Source organism: Sphingomonas sp. DC4900, assembly GCF_049896485.1.
GTDB classification, from domain to species: Bacteria; Pseudomonadota; Alphaproteobacteria; order Sphingomonadales; family Sphingomonadaceae; genus Sphingomonas; species Sphingomonas aquatilis.
In genome coordinates this window covers 160,715-185,464 of sequence record NZ_JAFCUK010000005.1, presented here as the reverse complement: position 1 = coordinate 185,464, position 24,750 = coordinate 160,715, and the positions used below count along the sequence as shown (strand labels likewise).

The following is a 24,750-nucleotide window of genomic DNA, read 5'->3' as shown; positions in this document are numbered from 1 at the left end:
GCGTGGGCCGTCCCCTTGCGGATCGGTGGACCCCGGACCAAGTCCGGGGTGACGGAGTGTTGGTGGTGACGGCGGTGTACCTCGCGGATGCGGTGGCGACGGAAGCGTTCGGGGCAAGCCTCGCGGCCCGCGTCCAGCCCGGCGACGTCATCGCGCTGAGCGGCGGCCTTGGCATGGGCAAGACGAGCATCGCGCGCGGGTTGCTCGCCGCGCTCGGGCTACAGGGCGAGGCGCCCAGCCCCAGTTTCGCGATTGTGCAGCCCTATGACCCGCCCGAGGTGCGACTGCCGGTTCTGCACGTCGATCTGTACCGGATCGAGGACCCGGACGAACTCGAGGAACTGGGGCTCGACGAGGCGCTGTCCGATGCGGTGCTGTTGGTCGAATGGCCGGAGCGGGCGCCGGGATATTGGCCGTATGCGTTGCGGCTGACCCTGGCGCCGGCACCGGACGGCGGACGAATCTTGACAGCCGACGTCCCGGCGTCATGGAAGCCGCGATGGCCGATATGACCCCGCCCGCCGGTGCGCCCGCCTTCCTTGCGATCCATGGCTGGTCGGGCACGATCAGCCCGGTGGCGGGGGATGCGTCGTTCCGCCGGTATTTCCGCGTAACCCAAGCGAATCGCACCGCAATCCTGATGGATGCGCCGCCGCCGCACGAGGACCCGCGGCCCTTTATCGCGATCGCGCAATGGCTTCGCGAACGCGGCTTTGCGGCGCCTGCGATCCATGCCGCGGACCTCGACCAGGGCCTCGTCCTGCTCGAGGATTTTGGCGATGCGCGGCTGCGCGAGGCGGCGGATGCCGACGCCGCGGCGGCGCTGCCGCTGTACGAGGCGGCGATCGACCTACTTGTTGCGCTGCGGGGGCATGCTCCGGCCGAGATCGCGCCGTACGATCATGACGTGCTGCATCGCGAGGCGGCGCTGCTGCCCGAATGGTATGCCCCGGCGGTCGGGCTGGATGTCGACGTCGCGGGCTATCATGCGGCCTGGGATGCGGTGTTCGATCACGCGCTGACCGATGCTCCGGTTACCGTGCTGCGCGACTATCATGCCGAAAACCTGATGCTCGTCGGGTCGGGGAAGGGGCTCGGCCTGCTCGATTTTCAGGACGCGTTGGCGGGCCACCCCGCCTATGATCTCGTATCGCTGTTGCAGGATGCGCGACGCGACGTCGATCCGGAGGTCGAGCGCGTGATGCTGGATCGCTATCGCGCAGCGACGGGCGTGGGCGAGAGTTTCATGGACGCCTATCATGTGCTGGGCGCGCAGCGGAATGCGAAGATCATCGGCATCTTCACCCGCCTGTGGCGCCGCGACGGCAAGCCGCGCTACGCCGCGCTGTGCCCGCGCGTGTGGAGCTATCTGGAACGGGACCTGTCGCAGCCGGCACTGGCGCCGGTCGCGCGCTGGTTCGACGAGAACGTGCCGCCCGAATTGCGCGGCGATCCGAAGGTGCTGTCCGCATGACCCGTCAGCGTTCGCTCCGCCCCGACCCAGGCGGCGCCGTGCCGCACACCGCGATGGTGATGGCGGCCGGAATCGGCAAGCGCATGCGCCCGCTCACCGCGACGCGGCCCAAGCCGCTGGTTGAGGTGGCGGGCAAGCCGCTGATCGATCACGTCTTCGACCGACTGATCGACGCGGGCGTGGCCAAGGCCGTCGTCAACGTCCATTATCTGGCGGATACGCTGGAGGCGCATGTCACCAACCGGTTCGACGGGATCGAGGTGGCGATCAGCGACGAGCGCGCGCAGCTGATGGAGACGGGCGGCGGGCTGGTGCAGGCCCGCGGCCAGCTGGGCGACGACCCGATCCTCGTCGTCAACAGCGACAATTTGTGGATCGACGGGCCCGTCGACGCGATCAAGCTGTTGAGCCATCGCTGGGACGATGCCACGATGGACGCGCTGCTGCTCGTTGTGCCCTATGCACGCGCGCATAATCACAAGGGGCAGGGCGATTTCCGCGTCGCGGCCGACGGCCGGATCGTCGGGCGGCGCAAGGCGGGGGCGACCGCGCCCTTCGTCTACACCGGCATCCAGATCCTGCACCCGCGCCTGATCCGCGACTGGCCGGAAGGGCCGTTCTCGACCAACCTCTTCTGGAGCCGCGCGATCGAACAGGGCCGGGCCTATGCGCAGGTCCATCAGGGCCTGTGGTTCGACGTCGGCACCCCCGCCGCGATCCCCAAGACGGAGGCGATCATCGCCAATGGCTGAGGCGCGTCCTGATGGCGGTGCCAGCCCGCTCCCCCTCCCGGCCGCCCACACGGTATCCTGATGGGTGGCCGGGAGGGGGAGCGGGCCGGAACCGTCGAGCATAGAAAGCGCCCGCAACTCTTCACCATTCCGGCGCACCGCGCGTTCGCCGACACGCTGGTCGCGGGGCTCATGAAGCGGACCGGTGGCGACGCGATGGCGCTGGCGCGCGGTCTGATCCTGCTGCCCAACAACCGTGCCGCCCGCGCGGTATCGGCGGCGTTCGTGCGGGCGAGCGGCAGTGGCCTGCTGCTGCCGCGACTGGTGACGCTGGGCAGTCCCGATCTGGGCGAGGCGGTGGGCGCGGCGCTCGACCCGGTCGACGATGCCGATCCGCCGCCGCCGGCAATCGCGCCGATGCAGCGCCGGATGATCCTGGCGCGACTGGTGTTCGAGGAGCGCGCCGCCGCGGGCGTGCCCGTCGATGCCGCGGAGGCGGTGCGGCTGGCGGGCGAACTCTGCCATACGCTCGATCAGTTGCTGGTCGAGGAGGTCGAACCCGAGCGTTTGCGCGATCTCGATCTCGCGCCCGAGCTGACCGATCATTGGCAGCGTGCGCTCTCGACCTTCCGGATCGTGCTGGAGCGCTGGCCGGGTGAGCTTGCACGACTGGGTCGGATCGACGCGGCGACGCGGCGGCGGATGCTGCTCGACCGGTTGGTGACGCGCTGGCGGACGCGGCCGCCCGCGGGCTTCGTCTGTGCGGCCGGCGTGACCGATCCCGCGCCCGCGGTGGCGCGGCTGCTGCGCTGCGTTGCGGAGGCGCCGCAGGGGTTGACGGTGTTCGCCGGGCTCGATCTCCAGATGCCCGAGGGCGAGTGGGATGCGCTGGGGCCGCACGCGCCCGATCCGGTGACGGGGCGCATCCGCCGGTCGATCGAGACGCATCCGCAATTCCACCTGAAGCTGATCCTCGACCGCATGGGCGTCGGCCGCGGCGAGGTGGCGCATTGGCCGGGCAGCGCCGGGCCGGACGCAGGGGCGTTGCGCGGGCACGCGATCGCCAACGCTCTGGCGCCGGCCGCCTTCACGGGCAAATGGACCGAGCTGAAGGCCGAGGACCGGCGCCTGACCGGGGTCGCCGCCGTGGAGCTCGCGACACCGGCGGAAGAGGCGCAGGCGATTGCGCTGGCGCTGCGCGGTGCGATCGAGGAACCGGGCAAGACCGCCGCGCTGGTGACGCCTGATCGCGCGCTCGCCCGCCGGGTCAGCGCGCATCTGCGGCGGTGGCAGATCGAGGCGAACGATACGGCGGGCCGGCCGCTGTCGATCCTGCCGCCCGGCACGCTGCTGCTCGCGCTCGCCGAGGCGGCGGCGCAGCGGTTCGCGCCGCTGGCACTGCTGGCGCTGCTCAAGCATCCGCTGGTGAAGGTCGACCCCAGTGACCGTGCCCTGCGGGGCGCCTGGCTGGACGGGACGCGCACGCTGGATCGCGCGTTGCGGGGGCCGAGGCCGGCGGCGGGACTCGACGGGATCATGGGCCATCTGCTGGCCAACCGGCGGGATCGGGCGGCGACGTGGTTCGCCGAGCCGGTCGGCCTGTTGAAACCGATCGAACTGGTATGCGATCAGGGGCCGCAGCCGTTGTCGGCGCTGCTGGCGGTGCTGCGTGAGACGGCGCAGGCGCTATGCGGCGACAATCTGTGGTCGGGACCGGCGGGACGGGCCGCGGCGGAGTTCCTCGACGCGCTGGAGGCGGAGGCGGCGGTCGGGCCGCCCCGCGTCGCGCCCGATGGCTTCCCGCCGTTGCTGCGCGGGTTGCTCAACGAGGTGGCGGTGCGGCCGGGTTCGGGCGTCGGCCATCCGCGCATCGCCATCTATGGCCCGATCGAGGCGCGATTGCAGACCGCCGACCTGATGGTGCTCGGCGGGCTGAACGAGGGCGTGTGGCCGGGGCGGCCGGCGCCCGATCCGTGGCTGGCACCGCGCATCCGGGCGGCGCTGGGGCTGGCCGGGCTGGAGCGGAGCGTCGGTATCGCGGCGCACGATTTCGGCCATGCGCTGGGCGCGCCGCGCGCGCTGGTGACGCGGGCGCGGCGCGATGCGGCGTCGCCCGCGCTCGCGTCGCGGCTGTGGCTGCGGTTGCAGGCGATGGCGGGGGATCGCTTCGTTCGAGCCCACGATCTGGAAGGGTGGGCGCTCGCGCTGGACGACCCGCGCGAGCATGTGCCCGCCGACCGGCCGGCGCCGATGCCGGGACCGGCGCTGCGGCCCAAGGCGATCTCCGTCACCGAGATCGACCGGCTAAAGGCGGACCCTTACGCCTTTTACGCGCGCCGGGTGCTGGGGCTGATGCCGCTCGACCCGGTCGATGCCGATCCCAGCGCGGCGTGGCGCGGCACCGCCGTCCACGATATCCTCGAGCAATGGTGGAAGCAGGACGGTTGCGCGCCGGACGCGCTCGTCGCGCGCGCCACCGCGATGCTGGAGGACGAGCGGACGCACCCGATGATGCGCGCCTTGTGGCGACCGCGGCTGATGGAGGCGGTGCGCTGGATCGCCGACACCGTGACGGCGCTGGACGCTGAAGGACGCACGGTCGCCTCGGCGGAAGGCAAGGGCCATGTGACGATCGCCGGCGTCACGCTATCGGGCCGGTACGACCGCGTCGATCGGCTGGCGGACGGCACGCTCGCGATCGTCGATTACAAGACCGGCAAGCCGCCCTCCGCCGCCGCGGTGCGCGCGGGGTATAGCCTGCAACTCGGGCTGCTTGGCGCGATCGCGGAGCGGGGCGGCTTTCAGGAGGTGAAGGGCAAGGCCGGCGGCTTCGAATATTGGTCGCTCGGCAAGAAGAAGGATCAGTTCGGCTATATCGAGACGCCGGTGGATGCCGAGGGCAAGCGCGACAAGATCGTCACGACCGAATTCACGACGATCGCGGTCAGCAATTTCGTGGACGCTGCCGGCACGTGGTTGACCGGCGATGCGCCGTTCACCGCGAAGCTGGTGCCGGAATATGCGCCTTATGCCGAATATGACCAACTGATGCGCCGGGACGAATGGTATGGCCGGGACTGAGTTAGCGACCCTGCCGCGGCTGAAGGGCGCGCAGGCGGCGGCGAGCGATCCGCACGCGCACGTCTGGCTGTCCGCATCGGCCGGCACCGGCAAGACGCAGGTGCTCGCCGCGCGCGTATTCCGCCTGTTGCTGCGTGGCACCGATCCGTCGGCGATCCTATGCCTGACCTTCACCAAGGCGGGCGCGGCGGAGATGGCGCAGCGGATCAACAACCGGCTGGCCGCCTGGGTGCGCATGCCGGCGCCGCAGCTGTACGCCGATCTGGAAGCGCTGGGCGAGAAGGGCACGCCGGACCTGCAGGCGCGGGCGCGCACGCTGTTTGCGGGTGTGCTCGATGCGCCGGGTGGCGGCCTGCGCATCCAGACGATCCATGGGTTCTGCCAGAGCCTGCTCGCCGCATTTCCGGTCGAGGCGGGGCTGACCCCCGGCTTCCGTCCGCTGGAGGCACGCGAAGAGGCTGTGCTGGCGCGCGAGACGCTGGCGACCCTGCTGACCGATGCCGAGCGCGAGGGCCGCGAACGGCCGATCGAAACGATCGGCGCGCTGTCGCTGCGGCTGGGTGAGGGCGGGGCGGAGAGCTTCCTGCTCGCCTGCGCACGCGCGCTGCACGCGCTGGAGGCGCTGCCGATTGGGATCGGCCCATGGTTGCGGCGCGCGCTCGACCTGCCGCAGGGGGATATCGGCGAGGCCTTGGCCGAGGGCTGCGACTGTATCGACACCGATCTGGTCGAGCGGCTGGCAGCGGCGAACACCGCCTGGGGTGCGGCGACGGGGGTAGGGCATGCCGAAACGCTCAACCGCTGGCTCGCGGCGGCACCGGCGGAGCGGGCCGCGACGCTTGGCGACCTTGCAAGCGTGGTGCTGACGGGGAAGAACGAACCGCGTAAGGCGTCCAAGAAGCTGATCGATGCCGAACCCGATTATGCCGAGCTGGCGGCCGCGCTGGGGCAGCATTGCCTCGACCTGCTGTCGCTCACCGCGCGGGCCGCTTATGCCGATCTGCTGGTCGCCGCGTTGGAGGTGGGCCGCGACTATGCACGCGCCTATGCCGCGGCGAAGCGGCGGACCGGGGCGGTCGATTTCGACGATCTGATCGGCGTGACGGTGCGGCTGCTCGAACAACCGGGCATCGGCGAATGGGTGCGCTACAAGCTCGACCAGGGCACCGAGCATGTGCTGATCGACGAGGCGCAGGACACCAACCTCAACCAGTGGCGGATCGTCACCGCGCTGGCGGGGGAGTTTTTCGTCGGGCGCGGTGTGCATGCGCCGTCGACCCGCACGCTCTTCACGGTCGGCGATTTCAAGCAGGCGATCTTCGGCTTTCAGGGCACGGACCCGATCAACTTCCGCTGGGCGGAGGGGCATTTCGCCGGTCGCGCGGCGGAGGTGGAGGGGGCGGACGACTGGCCGGAAGAGGAACGCGGCCTGCCGTTCCAGCGCTTGTCGCTGACGCATTCGTTCCGGTCGACGCGGCCGATCCTGGAATTCGTTGATGCCGCCGTGGCCGCGGCGGGGGAGCCGGGCCTCGGTGCGATCGACGCGATGCAGGCGCACGCGAGCGAGGTGCCCGGCCCCGGCACGGTCGAGCTGTGGCCGCCGGTGATCGCGGGCGGCAGCGATGCCGACGAGGAAGCGTGGATCGACGATGCCGTCCGCGAACAGGCGGTGCGCATCGCACGTGCGGTGCGCGACTGGCTGAACGGCGGCCTGATGCTGGAGAGCAAGGGGCGGGCGCTCAGGCCCGAGGACGTGATGATCCTCGTCAAGCGGCGCGGCGACCTCGCCTCGCTGATCGTCGCGCGCTTGTATGCCGAGGGTGTGCCGGTCGCGGGCGTCGACCGGTTGCGGCTGAACGCACCGCTGGCGGTGCAGGACCTGCTCGCCGCAGTGCGCTTCGTCTTGCAGCCGGAGGACGACCTGTCGCTCGCCGCGCTGCTCGTGTCGCCGCTGATCGGCTGGACGCAGGACGAGCTGATGCATGCCGCGCCGCGGGAGCACGGCAGCCTGTGGCGGCACCTGACGCAGACGCTGTCGGAGGAGCGCTTGGCGCCGCTGCGCGCGATGCTGTCGCGCGCCGATATCGCGACGCCGTACCAGTTCCTCGAAGAGATCCTGTCGGGACCGCTCGACGGGCGGCGCAAGCTGTTGCTGCGGCTGGGGGCGGAAGCGCGCGATCCGATCGAGGAACTGCTCAACGCCGCGCTCGCCTTCGAGACGACCTCGACGCCGTCGCTGCAACGCTTCCTCGACTGGTTCGATCGCGGCGATGTCGAGATCGTACGCGACCCGTCAGCGCCGCTCGACGCCGTGCGCGTGATGACGGCGCATGGCGCAAAGGGGTTGCAGGCGCCGCTCGTGATCCTGGCAGACGCGACGGTCGATCCCACCGCCGCGCCGCGCGCGCTGGTGCGCTGGGTGCCGGAGCCGGGGGCGCAGCCCATCCCGATCTTCCGACCGCGATCGGGCGAGCGTGGCGGGCCGCTGGATGTAGCGATCGGCGAGGTCGAGCGCCGCGAGTTGGAGGAGCATTGGCGGCTGTTCTACGTTGCTGCGACGCGGGCCGAGGAACGGCTGGTGATCGGCGGCGCGCTGGGGCCACGTGCGCAGGGCGAGCCGCCGGTCGCGAGCTGGTATGCCGCGGCGGCACGCGCCCTGACCGAGCTGGGTGTGCCGGACGAGGGGCCGCGCGTGTTCCGTGGCTCCGATCCCCAGCCGCCGGTCAAGCCGCGCGGCGCCGCCCTGGAACGCCCGCCCGAACGGGTCGTGCTGCCCGATTGGGCACATGTGCCCGCGCCGCCCGAGAGCCGTCCGTCGCGCCCGCTGACCCCGTCCGCACTTGGTGAGGATGAGGTGAGCGATCCGCCGCCCGGCCCCGCGATGCGCGCCGCCGCCGAACGCGGGCGGTTGTACCACGCGCTGTTCGAACGCCTGCCGCCAGTCGAGCCGCAGCATCGCGCCAGCTGCGCGGAACGCTGGCTGGCCACCGCGGGCGGTGTCGCCGATGCGGCCGAGCGGCAGCGGATCGTCGCGGGCGTGCTCGCGGTGATCGAGAACCCCGCCTATGCGCCGCTGTTCGGCCCCGACAGCCTTGCCGAGGCGCCGATCGCCGCGACGCTCGCCAACGGCATGGTCGTGTCGGGCACCGTCGACCGGCTGCTGATCGCGCCGGACGCGATTCGCCTCGTCGATTTCAAGACGGGGCGCCGGGTGCCGGACAGCCTCGACGATATCCCGCCCTATCACCTCGATCAGATGGCGGCCTATGTCGCGGCGCTGCGCGTGATCTTCCCCGATCGCACGACCGAGGCGGCGCTGCTCTACACCGGCGGGCCGCGCCTGTTCGAATTGCCCGCCGACACGCTCGCCGCGCACAAGCCGCGCTTTCGCCTTCCGGAGCAAAGCTAGGGGCCTGACGGTTGAGCCGGGCGGCACGCCATCCTAGATGGACAGCAAAGGAGATACCCATGGCTACCAAACAGATCACCGACGCCAGCTTCGACGCCGACGTCCTCAAGGCCGATGGCCCCGTGCTCGTTGATTTCTGGGCCGAATGGTGCGGCCCGTGCAAGATGATCGGGCCGAGCCTCGAAGAACTATCGGAAGAGCTGGGCGAGAAGGTGACGATCGCCAAGCTCAACATCGACGACAATCCCGATGCGCCGGGCCGTTATGGCGTGCGCGGCATCCCGACGATGATCCTGTTCAAGGGCGGCGCGCCCGCGGCCACCAAGGTCGGGGCCGAGCCCAAGGGTCGACTGAAGGCCTGGCTCGAGGGCGAGCTGGCGTAAGAGGGCGAGGGGCGGGCCCGATGGTCCGCCCTTTCTTCTCTTACCGTTCCCCCTGAGCCTGTCGAAGGGCGCGTGCCACGAGCGCGACGCTTGCGGAAAGCCACCCTTCGACCGGCTCAGGGCGAACGGGTTGGGAGGGTGGCCTCAGGCGTCCTCGCGGACCAGCCCCACCGCCCGCTCCCACATCGCCTCGCTCGCCGCCGCGATCATCACGTCGCGGGGATCGCCGATGCGGTAGGGGCTGCCATTCAGCTGACGCACCACACCGCCCGCTTCAGTGAGGAACAGCGCGCCGGCGGCATGATCCCAGGGCAGCGAGCGCTGGAAAATGGCGGAATCGTCCACCCCCAGCACCAGCCGCGGATATTGCTCCGCCGCACAGCGCGGCATCGGGTGGAGCGTCCAGTCGTCGCCCGCCCGAGCCGCAAGGTCGGCCTGCTCCGTACCGTCGAGGAAATAGGTCGGCACGCCCAACACGGGGCGTTCGTCCGTACGGGGACGTGTCGTCACCGCAACATCGTCGATGAACGCGCCGCCGCCGGCGACGGTGTGGCACAGCCGGTCTGCGACGGGATCGAGGATCCAGCCGGCAAGCACTTCGCCCTCCTTGGCGAGCGCGATCATGATGCCGAACGGGGTCTTGCCGCTGGCGTAATTGTTGGTGCCGTCGATCGGATCGACGATCCACACCCGGCCCTGATCGATGCCGTCGAGCAACGTCGCATCCGCCGCCACCGCTTCTTCACCTACCACCCGCGCCGATGCGTCGATCGCGACGAGGCCGGCGGTCAGCGTTTCCTCGCTCAGCCGATCGGCGATCGTCACCATGTCGTCCGCGGCTTTTTCCTCCACCTCGTCGGCGGCAAGGTTGCGGAAGCGCGGCAGGACGATGTCGGCCGCGACACGCCGCATCAGCTGGACGACGGCGTCATGGTGCGGGTGGTGCATGTCAGCTCCTGTAATCGGCGTTGATCGAGATGTAGCCGTGGGTCAGGTCGCAGGTCCAAACCGTGGCGGTGCCATCGCCCAGGCCGATGTCGACTCCGATTTCGATATGCTGGCCCTTGAGATGCGCGGCGACCGGCGCCTCGTCATAGCCCTCGACCGCAAGGCCGGCCTGCGCCACCTGCGTGTCGCCGAAGCGGATCGACAGACGGTCGCGTTCGGCGGGTTCGCCGGCCTTGCCCACCGCCATCACGACGCGACCCCAATTGGCGTCCTCGCCCGCGATCGCAGTCTTCACCAGCGGTGAATTGGCGATCGACATGGCGATGCGGTGCGCCGAACGGTCGCTGTCCGCGCCCTCGACCGCGATTTCGATGAGCTTGGTTGCGCCCTCGCCGTCGCGGACGACCAGCATCGCGAGCTGGCGGCAGAGGTCGGCGAGCGCAGCGGCGAAGGCATCGGCGCCCGCGCTGTCGCTGCTCTCGATCGGGTCATTGCCCGCCGCGCCCGTCGCGAAGGCGAGGACCGTGTCGCTGGTCGACGTATCCCCATCCACCGTGATGCACGAGAAGGTCTTGCCATTCGCCGCTGCCAGCGCGCCTTGCAGGAAGCCGGGCGCGACCGCCGCATCGGTGAAGATGAAGCCGAGCATCGTCGCCATGTCCGGCGCGATCATGCCCGATCCCTTGATGATGCCGACCAGCGTGACGGTCCGGCCATCGACGATCGCGGTCGTCATCGCGCCTTTCGGATAGGTGTCGGTCGTGCCGATCGTCTCCGCCACCGCCAGCCAATCGCACGGGGTCGCGGTGAAGGCGGCGTCGAGGCCCGCTTCTGCCTTGTCGATCGGCAGCGGCACGCCAATGACCCCGGTCGAGGCGACGAACACGTCCGACGGCTGGCAGCCGACATGCTGCGCGGTGCGCGCCGCGATCGCCTCCACCGCCGCGCGGCCGCGATTGCCGGTGAAGGCGTTGGAGTTGCCGGCATTGACCACCAGCGCACGCGCCTGGCCCAAGGGCAGCGCCTGCCGGCACCATTCGACTTCGGGAGAGGGGCATTTGCTTTGCGTCAGCACGCCCGCCACGCTGGTGCCCTCGGTCAGCGTCACGAAGGTGAGGTCGCAGCGATCCCACGTCTTGTACCGCGCACGGGCGACATGCGGGGTGACCCCGGCGATGGCGGGCAGGGCGGGGAAGGAGGCGGGGGCTAGCGGCGAACGGGCATGATCTGTCATGTCTCAAGCCTATAGAAGCTCGCGTGGCGGCTTCAACGACGGAACGATGACAGTTGAAAAGGGGAGGGACGATGGTTTCGAAAGCGATGGCGCTGGTAGCATCTCTCACGCTGACCGGCGCGGCTCTGCCGGGCCAAGATAATGCTGCGGCGGGCGCGAATGCGGAACCGGCAAACAATCCGGTCGACTGGATCGGCTACGCTGATTATCCGCCGGCATCCCTGCGGGCGCGCGAAGCCGGTACGGTCGCCGTTCGGCTCGTCGTCGGTTCGACGGGCCGCGTGACGGCCTGCCAGATCGTGGGATCGAGCGGGTACGCACGTCTTGATGAGGGCACATGCGCCACTTTGGTCGCTCGCGCGCAATTCGTTCCCGGTCCATCCGGCCGGACATTCGAGCGTCGAATCGTCTGGACGATCCCAGAGGGTGATTCCGCCGTTTCGATCGGCCAGCCCTTCACGCCCACGAAGCCGATTGATGTCGCGACGACCACCATGGAAGATTACGTTGCCGACGTAGCGATCACCGTGGGGTTCGATGGTAGGGTGGAAAGTTGTCGCGTGATCGAGGCAAAGCCGACGTACATGCCCACAGACCCCTGCGCACAGAACCCTCCAGGTACGCCCATGGGCGTCGGGTATGTTCGCGCCGGCAAACCCATCAAGGCGATCATTCATCGCCGAATGACGTCGAGCGTGAGTTTCGAATGAGATGCGACGGACGGATGCGGATGGACGACGGACCGCATCTGCAATAGGGACTGCCCCCGTGAACCTGCTGCTGCTCCTTTCCGCGCTGCTGTCCGCCCTGACCGGCGGTGCCTCTGCGGTGCGTGCGCCGGTGGCGGCGCATGCCGCGGCGGGGATCGTGGCGAGCGTGCAGGCCGAGGTGCGGGCTGCTCGCGCGGCCAGCCGGCCGCAACAGCGGGTGCCGGGCCTGGCCGCGCTGGCCGATCTGGGCGTCACGACCGTGCTCGCGCTGCCCGCGGTCGAGCCTCTTTTTGCGAGCCGCCGGCGCGAATAGCGCGCGCGTGCGTTGCTTCGGCTACGGCCGACCCCATCTTTTCATGCACTCGACGCTGCGCGCCCTTCGTCCGTGCGCGCGCGCACAATCATCAGGAATCAGCCTATGTTCGGCGGCCTTGCCAAGTCCATTTTCGGGTCCTCCAACGATCGTTACGTGAAGTCGCTGGGCAGCGTCGTCCAGAAGATCGCTGCGTTCGAACCGCAGCTTCAGGCGCTGTCCGACGAGGAACTGGCGGGCCAGACCGCCAAGTTCCGCGAGCAGCTGGCGAACGGCACCAAGCTCGACGACCTGTTGCCCGAAGCCTTCGCCACGGTGCGCGAGGCGGCGGTGCGTGTGCTCGGCATGCGTCACTTCGACGTGCAGATGATCGGCGGCATCGTGCTCCATCGCGGCGAGATCGCCGAGATGCGCACGGGTGAGGGCAAGACGCTGGTCGCGACGCTCGCCACCTATCTCAACGCGCTGCCGGGCGATGGCGTCCACGTCATCACCGTCAACGACTATCTCGCCGCACGCGACGCGGAGTGGATGGGGCAGGTATACCGCTTCCTTGGCCTGACGGTCGGCGTCATCATCCCGAACCTGACCGACGAACAACGCCGCGCCGCCTATAACAGCGACATCACCTACGGCACGAACAACGAGTTCGGCTTCGACTATCTGCGCGACAACATGAAGTATGAGCGCAGCAGCATGGTGCAGCGCGCCTTCGCCATGGCGATCGTCGACGAGGTCGATTCGGTGCTGATCGACGAAGCCCGCACGCCGCTGATCATCTCGGGGCCGACCGACGACAAGTCGGAGCTGTACATGAGCGTCGACGCGATCGTGAAGCAGCTGACCCCCGACGATTACGAGAAGGATGAGAAGCAGAAGACGATCATCCTGACCGAAGACGGCACCGAACGCGCCGAGCGTCTGCTGGAAGCGGCCGGCCTGCTGCAGGGCGCGAACCTGTACGATTTCGAGAACACGCAGGTCGTCCACCACCTCAATCAGTCGCTGCGCGCCAACATGATGTTCAAGGCGGACACCGATTATATTGTCAAGGACGGCAAGGTCGTCATCATCGACGAATTCACCGGTCGCATGATGGACGGGCGCCGCTGGTCCGACGGCCTGCACCAGGCGGTCGAGGCGAAGGAGGGCGTCACGATCGAGCCCGAGAACCAGACGATGGCCTCGATCACCTTCCAGAATTATTTCCGCATGTACCCGAAGCTCGCCGGCATGACCGGCACCGCGGCAACCGAGGCGGCCGAATTCTACGACATCTACAAGATGAACGTCGTGACGATCCCCACCAACGTGCCGGTGCAGCGGATCGACGAGGAAGACGAATTCTACAAGGATACCAACGACAAGTTCCGCGCGATCGCCAAGAAGATCCGCGAACATGCCGCGCTGGGCCAGCCGGTGCTGGTCGGCACGGTGTCGATCGAAAAGTCCGAACTGCTCAGCGAATTCCTGGTCCAGGAGGGCGTCGAGCATAAGGTGCTGAACGCGCGCTACCACGAGATGGAGGCGCATATCGTGGCGCAGGCGGGCCGCAAGGCCGCCGTCACGATCGCAACCAACATGGCCGGCCGCGGCACCGACATCAAACTCGGCGGCAACCTCGAATTCCGTATGCTCGACGAGCATCCGGACCTGGTCGAGGGCACGCCCGAATATGAAGCCGAGGCGACGCGCATTCGCGCCGAGATCGAGGTCGAGAAGCAGGAAGTGCTCGCCGCGGGCGGCCTGTTCGTGCTCGGCACCGAACGCCACGAATCGCGCCGCATCGATAACCAGTTGCGCGGTCGTTCGGGTCGTCAGGGCGATCCCGGCCTGTCGCGTTTCTACCTCAGCCTCGACGACGATCTGCTGCGCATCTTCGGGCCGGACACGTTGTTCGCCCGCATGATGCGCTCGAACATCGAGGATGGCGAGGCGATCGGCAGCAAGTGGCTGTCGAAGGCGATCGAGACCGCGCAGAAGAAGGTCGAGGCGCGCAACTACGACATCCGCAAGCAGGTCGTCGAATATGACGACGTGATGAACGACCAGCGCAAGGTCATCTACGAACAGCGCGCCGACATCATGGATGCCGATGCGGTGGGCGACGTCGTCACCGATATGCGTGCCGAGACGGTCAACGTGATCGTCGGCGGTGCGTGCCCGCCCAACAGTTATCCCGAACAATGGGATATCGAGGGCATGAAGGCGGGTCTGGTCGACGTGCTCAACCTCGACCTGCCGATCGACAACTGGCTGAAGGAAGAGGCGATCGACCCCGAGATCGTCGAAGAGCGCGTGCAGGAAGCCGCCGACGCCGCCATCGCCGCCAAGTCGGCGGAGCTGGAGCCGGAGACGTGGACGCAGGTCGAAAAGTCGATCCTACTCCAGAACCTGGACCATCACTGGAAGGAGCATCTGGCGACGCTCGACGCGCTGCGCCAGGTCGTCCACCTGCGCGCTTATGCGCAAAAGACGCCGATCAACGAGTATAAGCAGGAGGCCTTCAGCCTGTTCCAGCGCATGCTCGACGCGATCCGCGAGGACGTGACGAAGACGATCGCGCACGCGCAATTCCAGCTGCAGCCGCTGCCGACCGACCTGCCTGAACTGCCCGACTTCATCACCACGCATTTCGACCCGTTCACGGGCGAGGACGATTCGAACGACATCGATGCCGGCACGATGGGCCGCATCACCGCGCAAATCCCGCCGATGCAGATGATGCAGCCGGATGTGCCGACCGAGCTGGGCGACAATCCGGAGCTGTGGGACGGCCGCGTGAACCGCAACGCGCCGTGCCCGTGCGGTTCGGGGCGCAAGTACAAGCACTGCCACGGCGCGGTGACGGTGTAAGGGGCGGGGACGCTTTAAAAGCCCCGTCACCCCGGACTCGTTCCGGGGTCCACCGTGCGGCAAGGGGGCGTTGGAGATTCCAGCGCTGCCCCCGCGGCCCAGTAGACCCCGGAACATGTCCCGAGTGACGGCGGTAATACCGCAGCCGCTACACACGAAAAGGCCGGGCCACCCTGCGGTGACCCGGCCTTTTCGTTACATCTGAAGCAGTCTTACTTCGGCAGCACCACGCTCGGGCCGATGCTGTTGACCACCGCGCGGGCGTCGAAGGCGCGCAGGTTGTCACGCGGGATGGGGCCCTTGCGCATCACGATCTCCGCGCTCGCTTCGTAGCGATCGATCGTGCGGATATCGAAGTCGTTACCCCAGGGGCCGAACCCTCCTCCGAACCACGGATCCCAGGTGCGCCAGCCGAACCCGCGGCCGTAATAGCGCCACGACGGACCCCAATAGCCGCCGAAGCCACCATAACCCCAGCCGCCGCCGATGCCCGGCGTCGTATAGGTGCGCGACTGCAGATCGGTGTCGCGGTTGGCCATGACGAAATAGTCATAGCCGTTCTGCAACGTCAGCTCGGCGGCACGGAACAGCAGATAGCGTTCGACCGTGTCGCGCGACGTCACGCTGTTGCCGGCGAAATTGACCAGGAAGCGACCTGGTTCGATCTGACGGTCGCTATAGCCCGTGCGGTTGAAACCCTGCCCGGTGGCGGGACGATAGGTGGTTTCGGTCGCGCAACCCGCGACCATCAACGTGGAGGCGGCGAGCGCCGCGACCATAGCCTTGCGGCCAAGATGCATCATGACACCAATACTCCATTCGCGCGCGGGTGCGGCGAACCCCGCGCGTATATCCACTTCCGTCCGAACGAGCGATGAACGACTTGGCTCCGTCCGGCAACGTTTCGTCGCGATCACGCGCCGATGACATGCAAAGCGACGCTGCGCCGATGCGGCGCAATCCGGTGCTCGAACAGATAGATACCCTGCCACGTCCCCAGCATCGGTTCGCCGTCTGCGACCGGTATCGACAGCTGAACGCCGGTCAGCGCCGCCTTCAGATGCGCGGGCATATCGTCCGGCCCTTCGTCGTCATGTTCGTACGCGCCACTTTCGGGCGCGAGTCGATCGAAATAGGCCTCCATGTCGCGGCGGACGGCCGGTGCGGCATTCTCCTGGATGACGAGCGAGGCCGAGGTATGCTGGCAAAAGAGCGTGAGCAGGCCTTCGCCGATCCCCTGCGCCGCCAGCCATTCGCAGACGGGTGCGGTGATGTCGACCAATCCTTTGCGGCGCGTCTGGATCGTCAGCGTGCCGACCGACTGATGCATGTTGGCTCCTTTTCGCGGTTGAGGCGCCTTGCCAACGCGCTGCCGCCACGTTCGGACCCTGACTGCGTCAAAGGACATAGACGATGCCCGCGCAAAACCGCTGCATCGCAGACTTCAGCGTCGCGCCGCGACACGGATGCTGACTTTCATCGCGACGATCGCGGGAACTCGGGCAAGCCGTGGCTGCCGAGTAGCCTCCTAATGCGCACGAACGCCGCCAAGGGGGCGCCACGCACCGGACGTTTGCAATGGAGCGGGGACGACGGGCGCGGGACGGAGCAAGCGCGGCGTCGCGGCCGATCCCTGTCCGTCGGAAAGTTATTCGCTGTCGACGGGCTTCTTGGCGGTGACGGCCATCAGCACGGGGACGGTCAACAGGGCGGCAGCCATGGCGCCGATCGCCACTTCCAGAAAGATCTTAGCAAAGCCTCTCCAGCGGAAGCGTTGATCGCTTCTCGCATTGGGGCATGATGCGGACGAGTCGAAGCCGGTGCAAGCGTTTTCGCTGCCCGGCTGCGCACAAGACGCTGACGATGTGGGCGAAAATGGCTCCCTGAGTAGGATTCGAACCTACGGCCGCTCGATTAACAGTCGAGAGCTCTACCGCTGAGCTATCAGGGAACGCTGCGTCGTGGAGGGCGTCTATACCCACGAATTTTTGCGGCGCAACCCGTTAAAGCGAGTTTTCCACAGCTTCGTGCGGCATCGGCGGCTCAGGCGATGAATTGCTCCATCGTGATACGGTCGTCGAGCGCATGTTCGGGGTCGAACAACAGGGTCAGCTCGCGCGCGCGGTCGATCGCGACGCTGACTTCGGCGACATCGCGGAATTCGCGCTGGTCGGCGACGGCGGACACCGGGCGCTTGGCGGCATCGAGCACGCGCAGCGAGATACGCGCCTTGTCGGGCAGGATCGCACCGCGCCAGCGCCGCGGGCGGAACGGGCTGATCGGCGTCAGCGCCAGCATGTTCGACCCCAGCGGCAGGATGGGGCCCTGCGCGGACAGGTTGTAGGCGGTCGATCCCGCCGGCGTGGCGACGAGGATGCCGTCGCACGCCAGTTCCGGCATGACGACGCGCTCGTTGACGGTGACCTCAAGCTTCGCGGTCTGGCGGGTTTCACGCAATAGCGAGACTTCGTTGATCGCAGGCGCCTGATGGACGCGGCCGTCAATGCCGGTGACGGTCGCGGCGAGCGGCGACACCTTGAACGGCTTGGCGCGTGCCAGCCGCTCGTCGATGCCGTGGCGGCGCCACTCGTTCATCATGAAGCCGACCGTGCCGAGGTTCATCCCGAAGACGGGCACGGGCGGGCGGCGCCGGTCGAGGAGGCCATGCAGCGTCTGGAGCATGAAGCCATCGCCGCCCAGCGCGATGATGACGTCGGCCTCAGCCGGATCGACCCAGTCGGCGGCGTCCGCCAGCTCGGCGGCCGCGGCGCGGGCAGGGGCCGTGGGCGATGCGACCAGCGCCCGCCGCTGATAGTCGGTCATCCCCCGGTCACGCTCATATGGCGCGCCACCGCCGGTGCAGCGCCCGCCGCGATGCGGAAATCGTGCCGGGCGGGCTTGCGCAGCAAACCGCGATCGATCGCGGCATCCAGGCCATCGATCCCGCCGTCGCGCAGCGCTGCCTTGAGGTCGACCTGATCGTCATGCCCCAGGCACATATAGAGTTTGCCCTCGGTCGTCAGCCGTACGCGGTTACAACCGTCGCAAAAATTGGCGGTGAGCGGCGAGATGAGGCCCAGGCGGGTCGCATTGCCCTCGACCTGCCAATAGCGCGCCGGGCCGCCGGTGCGATGCGTGGCGCGATACAAGAGGAAGCGCGCCGACAACGCCTCGAACACGCGCGTCAGCGGCACGAAGCGGTCGGTGCGATCCTCATCCACCGCGCCCAGCGGCATCGTCTCGATCAGCGACAGGTCGTGGCCTTCGTCGATGCACCATTGCAGCATCGCGGGAATTTCGTCTTCATTGAGGCCGGCGAGCGCGACGGCGTTGATCTTCACCGCCAGCCCGGCGCGCTTTGCGGCGGCGATGCCGTCCAGCACCTGCGCCAGGTCGCCGTGCCGCGTGATGTAGCGGAAGCGATCGGGGTCGAGGCTGTCGAGACTGACGTTGATCCGCCGAATCCCGGCATCGACCAGCGCATCGGCGTACTGCGCGAGCCGCGTGCCGTTGGTCGTCATCGTCAGCTCGTCGAGCCCCGCCCCCACGTGCCGTCCCAGCCGCTGCACCAGATCGGCGACGTCGCGGCGCACCAGCGGCTCGCCGCCCGACAGGCGGATCTTCGTCACCCCGCGCGCGATGAAGCGTTCGGCGATGATCGCGATTTCGTCGAGGGTCAGCAGCTTGGCACGGGGCAGAAAGGTCATCTGCTCCGCCATGCAGTAGCGGCAGCGCAGGTCGCACCGATCGGTGACGGAGATGCGCAGGTAGCGGATCGTCCGTCCCTGCGGATCGACCAGCGGGTCGGCGGAGGGGGCAAGGGCGCTGGTCATGACATGGGGCTAGGCCGACAACCATCCGCCGACAAGTCCGTTCCGTTAAGCCCGCTTCACCGTGACACAGCATTGTCGGTTAACCCCCGGGCGCCTAGGCAGGAATGGAATGGGGACCGTTACCGACAGCACACGATTGTTCATCGTCGCGCAGGACGATGATGCGGCAGCGCTCGCGGCGCTGGCGCAGGACGACGGCTGGGCGCCGGTCGTCGATACCGGCGGGCGTGAACTGGTCGCGCGGGCGCTGGCGAGTGGCGCGGCGGTGATCCTGGTCGATGGACGAAAGGCGCCGGCGGCCGGTCTGGCGGCGGTCCGCGCGCTGGGCGGCCTGATCGCCGCGACCGGCGCGGCGCTGCTGGTGCTGACCGACGACGGCGATACGCTCGACCAGCTCTACGCCGCGGGCGCGACGCATTTCCTGCGCGAGACGGGCGATCCGGCCGATATCCAGCTCGCGCTGCGCTTTGCGGCGCGGCACGCGACCCGCCATCAGGGCGAGCGGCGCGGCCCGGCGTTCGGGCTGCGCGCCGATCCGGAAGACGTCAGCGAACCGATTTCGGCCTGGCTCGAAGCCGGGCGGCATGTCGGCATCGTCAGAATCGCACTGTCGCGGCTCGATATCCTGAATGCCGCGCGAGGCCGTGCGGTGGGCGATGCGCTGATCGCCGAGGCGCATCGGCAGGTCCGTACGATGGCCGCCGAGCTGCTGGGCGACGATGCGGTGGTCGGCGCGCCGCGCGGCGGCGATATCGTCGTCGCGGCGGTGGCGGAGCAAGGCGCGCTGGTCGGCCTCGCGCGTGCGCTGGACGGCGCCCTGTCGCGTCCGATTGCGGTCGGGGGGCGACAGGCGGTGCTGGGCAGTCGCTGGAGCCTGGCGGAGAGCGCACCGGGCGACGATGCCGCCAGCCTGCTCCACCGCGCTGCGGAGGCATTGGTGTCGGCGAAGGCCAGCGACGGGCCGACGATCCGCGTCGCGGGGCCCGAGCACACCGCGCCGATCGATTCGCTCGCCATCGACCTCCACTTCGCGATCGAGCGCGACGAGATCGACATCCTGTTCCAGCCGCAGGCGCGAATCGATTCGCGGCGAATCACCGGGGTCGAGGCGCTGGCACGCTGGCGGCATGGGCGGCTGGGACCGCTCGGCGCTGACGTGTTGTTTGCCGCGGCGGAGCGTGCCGATCTCGGCCTCGTCCTGTCTGATCATATCCAGGGGCTGGTGCTGGCGCGGATCGCCGCGTGGCCAGAGACGCTGTCGCATGTGCGTGTCGCGCTCAACATTACCGCCGGCGACCTCGGCCGGCCCGGTTTCGCCTATTCCTTCCTGCGGCGCGTCGGTGCCAGCGGCGTGGCGTGCGACCGGCTGACCGTCGAGGTGACGGAGAGTGGCGCGATCCACAATCTCGATCGCGCGGCGGCGATCCTCACCGATCTGCGCGCGGCGGGGCTGCGCGTGGCGCTCGACGATTTCGGCACGGGCTATTCCAGCCTCGCCTATCTCACCACGCTGCCGCTCGATTACCTCAAGCTCGACAAGGCGCTGGCGCTGGGGATCGAACGGACGCGGCGCCACCGCGGCGTGGTACGCGCGGTGATGACGCTGGCGCGCTCGCTGGGCCTCGCCGTCGTGGCAGAGGGGATCGAAACCGATACCCAGCGGCAGCTGCTGGCGGCGGAGGGCTGCGCCTTCTACCAGGGCTTCCTGCTCGCGCCCGCACTGGATGACGCGGCACTGGCAGCGATGGTGGGAGACGGGACATGCTGACGATCGTGGCGGCGCTGGCATTGCCGGCCCCGGTGCAGGATGCGCAGGCGGCGATCGAGGCGGCGTTGGCGGACAGCGCGGCAGGCTGGAGCGCCGGGGACATGGCCCGCTTCCTCGCGATCTACGCCGACGATGCCGTGTTCGTGACAAAGAATGGCCTCGTCCGCGGCAAGGCGGCGATCGCGGCGCGCTATGACAAAAGCTATGGCGCCGACGCGAGCAAGCGCGGTGCGTTATCGTTCCGGATCCTCGGCGCGCGGGCGGTGGATACGACCCACCGCATGCTCTGGGCGGAATGGCAGCTGGCCTATCCCGATGGCCGCAGCGACAAGGGCGTGACGTCGCTGCTGTTCGAAAAGCAGGCCCGCGGCTGGAAGGTCATCGCCGACCACAGCAGCTGAGCCCGAAACCCGCTTAAGCCGCCATCACCCCGCCGCTTTCGCCAGCCCCTTCGACAGTTGCAACGCCCCATGCAGGCGCGACTTGGCATCCGGCCACGCGCGCTGCAGCACCAGCTTGCTGTCGGGGCGCAGCTTGGCGACGCCGTTGAGCCGCTCGACATAGGCGAGCAGCCCAGCGACGTTCGGCGGCGTATCGTCGTGGAAGCCGACCAGCACGCCCCGCGGCCCCACATCCATCTTGGCGATGCAGGCCTTGCGCGCATTGAGCTTGATCTCGATCACCTTGATGAGGTTCTCGGTCGCATCCGGCAGCGGACCGAAGCGGTCGATCATCTCGGCGGCAAAGGCTTCGATTTCGCGATTGTCCTCCAGCTCGTTGAGGCGGCGGTACAGGCCCATCCGCAGGTCAAGGTCGGGCACGTAATCGTCGGGGATCAGGATCGGCGCGTCGACCGTGATCTGCGGCGAGAAGTCGCGCGGACGGTCGCTCTTCAGCCCGCCGGCCTTGGCGTCCATGATCGCCTCTTCCAACATCGATTGGTAGAGTTCGTAGCCAACCTCCTTGATATGCCCCGATTGTTCGTCGCCAAGCAGATTGCCGGCGCCGCGAATGTCGAGGTCGTGGCTGGCGAGCTGGAACCCTGCGCCCAGGCTGTCGAGATCGGACAGGACCTTCAGCCGCTTCTCGGCCGTGTCGGTCATCATCCGTTCGGGCGGCGTCACCAGATAGGCATAGGCGCGCGTCTTCGACCGGCCGACGCGGCCGCGTAGCTGGTACAGCTGGGCGAGGCCGAAGCGGTCGGCGCGGTTGACGATCATCGTGTTCGCCGAGGCGATGTCGATGCCGCTTTCGATGATCGTGGTCGAGACGAGCACCTCGAACTTCTTGTCGTAGAAGGCGCTCATCCGCTCCTCGACCTCGGTCGCGCTCATCTGTCCGTGCGCGATGACATAGCGGACCTCCGGCACTTCGTTGCGAAGATACTCTTCCAGATCGGGCAGGTCGGCGACGCGCGGCGTGACGATGAAGCTCTGCCCGCCGCGATAATGTTCGCGCAGCAACGCCTCGCGCAGTACCACCGGGTCCCAGGGGATGACATAGGTGCGGACCGCGAGGCGGTCGACCGGCGGCGTCTGGATGACCGATAGTTCGCGGATGCCGCTCATCGCCATCTGCAAGGTCCGCGGGATCGGTGTTGCGGTGAGGGTAAGCATATGCACGTCCGCCCGCAGCGCCTTCAGCCGCTCCTTGTGCGTGACGCCAAACCGCTGTTCCTCGTCGACGATAACGAGGCCCAGGCGCTTGAAATCGATGGCCTTCGCCAGCAGCGCGTGCGTGCCGATGACGACGTCGATGCTGCCGTCCGCCAGGCCCTCTTTGACCCGCTTGGCTTCCGCCGCGGGAACTAGGCGCGACAGGCGGCCGATGTTCATCGGAAAGCCTTCGAATCGCGCGCTGAAATTGTTGAAATGCTGGCGCGCGAGCAAGGTCGTCGGGCAGACGACCGCGACCTGCTTGCCCGCCATCGCCGCGACGAAGGCGGCACGCAGCGCGATCTCGGTCTTGCCGAAACCGACGTCGCCGACAATCAGCCGGTCCATCGGACGGCCGGCGCCGAGGTCGCCCAGCACGTCCTCGATCGCGCGATCCTGGTCGTCGGTTTCGGCATAGGGGAAGCGATCGACGAAGCTCGGATAACCGGCAGGATCGGGTTCGAGCACGTCACCCGGATGCAGCGCGCGTTCGGCGGCGGTCTTAATGAGCTCACCCGCGATCTCGCGGATGCGCTCCTTCATCTTCGACTTGCGCCGCTGCCACGCCTCGCCGCCGAGCCGGTCCAGGCTCGCGCCCTCTTCCGACGAGCCGTAGCGCGACAGGACCTCGAGATTCTCGACCGGCACGAACAATTTGTCGCCGCCGGCATATTCGACCGCGACGCAATCATGCGGCGACTGGCCGACCGGGATCGAGGTGAGCCCCAGATATTTGCCGATGCCGTGATCGGCGTGGACGACGAGATCGCCCGGCGTCAGCGTCGCTAGTTCGGCGAGGAAGGCATCCGCCGACTTCTTGCGCTTCGCCCGGCGGACGAGGCGGTCGCCGAGCATGTCCTGCTCGGTCAGCACCGCCACGTCGGGGGCGGTGAAGCCATGGTCGAGCGGCAGCACGACGAGCGCGACGCCCGCGCTCTTCGACGTATCCGCGACGCCAAGTGCCTCGTGCCAGCTGTCCGCCGCCTTGGCGCCGTTGAGGCCGTGATCCTTCAGCAGATTGCCCAGCCGCTCGCGCGCGCCGACCGAATAGCTGGCGAGGACCGGCTTCCTGCCCTGTTTGCGTAGCGCGCCGAGGTGCTTGACGACGGCTTCGTAGACGTTCGCGCCGCCCGACCGCTCGGGCGCGAAATCCCGCGCGCCGTCGACGCCGAAATCGAGCACGCTCGCACTCTCCGGCTCGTGGAAGGGCGTGGTCAGATGCGCGTGGCACGCCTCCAGCCCTGCCGCCCATTCCTTGGCGTCCAGGTACAGGGTCTTCGCGGCGAGCGGCCGGTAGCTGCCGGGCTGTGCGGCCTCGGCGCGCTGGCGATTCTCGTAATAATCGGCGACCGCCTCCATCCGCGCCTCGGCTGCGCCGGGGACGCCGAAGTCGCGCACGATGACGTCGTCGGCGGACAGATGGTCGAACAACGTCGCCAATTTGTCCTCGAACAGCGGCAGCCAATGCTCCATGCCGGCAAGGCGGCGCCCATCGCTGATCGCCTGATACAGCGGATCGCCGGTCGCGGTCGCACCGAACTTGTCGCGATAGCGCGTACGGAAGCGCTTGATCGATTCCTCGTCGAGCAACGCCTCGGACGCGGGCAGCAGCGTGAAGCCGTCGATCCGGCCGGTGGTGCGCTGATCTTCGGGGCTGAAGGTCCGCACCGTCTCGATCTCGTCGCCGAAGAAGTCGAGGCGCAGCGCCTGCTCTTCCCCGCTCGGATACAGGTCGACGATGCCGCCACGCACGGCATATTCGCCCTGGTCGTGGACGGTTTCGGTACGGACATAGCCGTTCGCCTGGAGCAGCTTGGCGAGATCGTCGCGATCGATCCGCGCGCCCGGCTCCAGCGTCGCCACCAGCTGGCGTATCCGGAACGGCGTCAGCACACGCTGCGTCGCCGCATTGGCGGTCGTCAGGACGAGCTGCGGACCCTTGGCCGGGCGCTGCAACCGGTAGAGCGCCGCGATCCGCTCCGCCATGATCCGCAGCGTCGGCGAGGCGCGGTCATAGGGCAGGCAGTCCCAGGCCGGGAAGACGATCACCTCCAGTTCGGGCGCGAAGAACGGCGCCGTCGCCGCGACGGCGCGCATCGCGGCATCGTCCGGCGCGATGAACACCGCACGCCCCTTCGCTGCGCGGGCAAGGTCGGCGAGCAGCGACGGCTGAAACCCGGTGGGCACGCCCGACAGCGTCAGCGGCGTCTTGGCGGACAGGATCGTCTTGAGGTCGGGCATCATGGTCCTTGGAAGACGGTAAGATGAGAGGCAGACGTGTGCTCCAAACACTCCGTCACCCCGGACTTGTTCCGGGGTCCACCGGGCCGCTAGGGAAAGGCAAGAGGCTCAGGC

Annotated in this window: 18 protein-coding genes and 1 tRNA gene; 11 read left to right on the top strand and 8 right to left on the bottom strand. The window is 68.3% G+C overall.

Translation table 11 applies throughout. The features are described 5' to 3' along the window. The first annotated feature begins 62 nt into the window (after positions 1 to 62). From tsaE to trxA, 6 genes are read left to right on the top strand one after another with little or no spacing between them, the layout of a single operon-like run. Positions 63 to 512 carry a tRNA (adenosine(37)-N6)-threonylcarbamoyltransferase complex ATPase subunit type 1 TsaE gene (tsaE, locus tag ACP690_RS08555; protein WP_426260798.1) on the top strand — a complete coding sequence of 150 codons (450 nt, stop codon included), beginning with the start codon at positions 63 to 65 and terminating at the stop codon, positions 510 to 512. After that, positions 509 to 1,474 carry an aminoglycoside phosphotransferase family protein gene (locus ACP690_RS08550; protein WP_426260841.1) on the top strand — a complete coding sequence of 322 codons (966 nt, stop codon included), beginning with the start codon at positions 509 to 511 and terminating at the stop codon, positions 1,472 to 1,474. Before tsaE ends, ACP690_RS08550 begins: the two co-directional genes overlap by 4 nt. Next, a complete protein-coding gene (locus ACP690_RS08545; protein WP_017978676.1) occupies positions 1,471 to 2,226 on the top strand; it encodes a nucleotidyltransferase family protein in 756 nt (251 codons plus the stop codon). The genes ACP690_RS08550 and ACP690_RS08545 overlap by 4 nt, the downstream gene beginning before the upstream one ends. Positions 2,227 to 2,286: 60 nt before the next feature. Continuing rightward, complete coding sequence (addB, locus tag ACP690_RS08540) at positions 2,287 to 5,286, top strand: double-strand break repair protein AddB (RefSeq protein ID WP_426260797.1); 3,000 nt, start codon at positions 2,287 to 2,289, stop codon at positions 5,284 to 5,286. Further along, complete coding sequence (gene addA / locus ACP690_RS08535) at positions 5,273 to 8,695, top strand: double-strand break repair helicase AddA (RefSeq protein WP_426260796.1); 3,423 nt, start codon at positions 5,273 to 5,275, stop codon at positions 8,693 to 8,695. The genes addB and addA overlap by 14 nt, the downstream gene beginning before the upstream one ends. 59 nt (positions 8,696 to 8,754) lie before the next feature. Then, a complete protein-coding gene (gene trxA, locus ACP690_RS08530) occupies positions 8,755 to 9,078 on the top strand; it encodes a thioredoxin TrxA (RefSeq protein ID WP_017978679.1) in 324 nt (107 codons plus the stop codon). A gap of 144 nt (positions 9,079 to 9,222) precedes the next feature. Here the strand turns inward: trxA and ACP690_RS08525 are convergent, their stop codons facing one another. Together ACP690_RS08525 and argJ are read right to left on the bottom strand one after the other, a co-directional pair. Then, entirely contained in the window at positions 9,223 to 10,026 is an 804-nt protein-coding gene (locus tag ACP690_RS08525) for an inositol monophosphatase family protein (RefSeq protein WP_426260795.1), read from the bottom strand. Between the two features lies 1 nt (position 10,027). After that, on the bottom strand, positions 10,028 to 11,260 hold the full coding sequence (gene argJ / locus ACP690_RS08520) for a bifunctional glutamate N-acetyltransferase/amino-acid acetyltransferase ArgJ (protein ID WP_426260794.1): 1,233 nt from the start codon (positions 11,258 to 11,260) through the stop codon (positions 10,028 to 10,030). 71 nt (positions 11,261 to 11,331) lie between these two features. Here argJ and ACP690_RS08515 point away from each other — a divergent pair, with 71 nt between their 5' ends. The 3 genes from ACP690_RS08515 (at position 11,332) to secA (ending at position 15,139) form a co-directional block, all read left to right on the top strand. Then, positions 11,332 to 11,970 (top strand): energy transducer TonB, encoded by a 639-nt coding sequence (locus ACP690_RS08515; RefSeq protein ID WP_426260793.1) that lies wholly within the window; start codon positions 11,332 to 11,334, stop codon positions 11,968 to 11,970. Between the two features lie 58 nt (positions 11,971 to 12,028). Continuing rightward, positions 12,029 to 12,283, top strand: a complete 255-nt coding sequence (locus tag ACP690_RS08510; RefSeq protein ID WP_426254762.1) for a hypothetical protein — start codon at positions 12,029 to 12,031, stop codon at positions 12,281 to 12,283. Positions 12,284 to 12,388: 105 nt separating this feature from the next. Then, positions 12,389 to 15,139 carry a preprotein translocase subunit SecA gene (gene secA / locus ACP690_RS08505; protein WP_426260792.1) on the top strand — a complete coding sequence of 917 codons (2,751 nt, stop codon included), beginning with the start codon at positions 12,389 to 12,391 and terminating at the stop codon, positions 15,137 to 15,139. A 212-nt stretch (positions 15,140 to 15,351) separates the two neighbouring features. On the opposite strand, the gene ACP690_RS08500 is transcribed toward secA, so the two are convergent. The 5 genes from ACP690_RS08500 to moaA form a co-directional block, all read right to left on the bottom strand. Further along, the gene (locus tag ACP690_RS08500; RefSeq protein WP_017978685.1) at positions 15,352 to 15,942 is read right to left on the bottom strand and encodes a CC0125/CC1285 family lipoprotein; all 591 of its coding nucleotides are present in this window, start codon (positions 15,940 to 15,942) and stop codon (positions 15,352 to 15,354) included. A gap of 110 nt (positions 15,943 to 16,052) precedes the next feature. Then, positions 16,053 to 16,469, bottom strand: a complete 417-nt coding sequence (locus ACP690_RS08495; protein WP_426260791.1) for a secondary thiamine-phosphate synthase enzyme YjbQ — start codon at positions 16,467 to 16,469, stop codon at positions 16,053 to 16,055. 546 nt (positions 16,470 to 17,015) lie between these two features. Further along, positions 17,016 to 17,090 (bottom strand) — tRNA-Asn (locus ACP690_RS08490). A 92-nt stretch (positions 17,091 to 17,182) separates the two neighbouring features. Beyond that, entirely contained in the window at positions 17,183 to 17,962 is a 780-nt protein-coding gene (locus ACP690_RS08485) for an NAD kinase (RefSeq protein WP_017978688.1), read from the bottom strand. Then, on the bottom strand, positions 17,959 to 18,972 hold the full coding sequence (moaA, locus tag ACP690_RS08480) for a GTP 3',8-cyclase MoaA (RefSeq protein ID WP_426260790.1): 1,014 nt from the start codon (positions 18,970 to 18,972) through the stop codon (positions 17,959 to 17,961). Before moaA ends, ACP690_RS08485 begins: the two co-directional genes overlap by 4 nt. A 109-nt stretch (positions 18,973 to 19,081) precedes the next feature. On the opposite strand from moaA, the gene ACP690_RS08475 reads away from it, so the two are divergent. Then, positions 19,082 to 20,740, top strand: a complete 1,659-nt coding sequence (locus ACP690_RS08475; protein WP_147035651.1) for a GGDEF domain-containing phosphodiesterase — start codon at positions 19,082 to 19,084, stop codon at positions 20,738 to 20,740. After that, complete coding sequence (locus ACP690_RS08470; RefSeq protein ID WP_426254758.1) at positions 20,734 to 21,141, top strand: YybH family protein; 408 nt, start codon at positions 20,734 to 20,736, stop codon at positions 21,139 to 21,141. The genes ACP690_RS08475 and ACP690_RS08470 overlap by 7 nt, the downstream gene beginning before the upstream one ends. Positions 21,142 to 21,165: 24 nt before the next feature. Here the strand turns inward: ACP690_RS08470 and mfd are convergent, their stop codons facing one another. Then, on the bottom strand, positions 21,166 to 24,636 hold the full coding sequence (gene mfd, locus ACP690_RS08465) for a transcription-repair coupling factor (protein ID WP_426260840.1): 3,471 nt from the start codon (positions 24,634 to 24,636) through the stop codon (positions 21,166 to 21,168). Positions 24,637 to 24,750 lie beyond the last annotated feature (114 nt).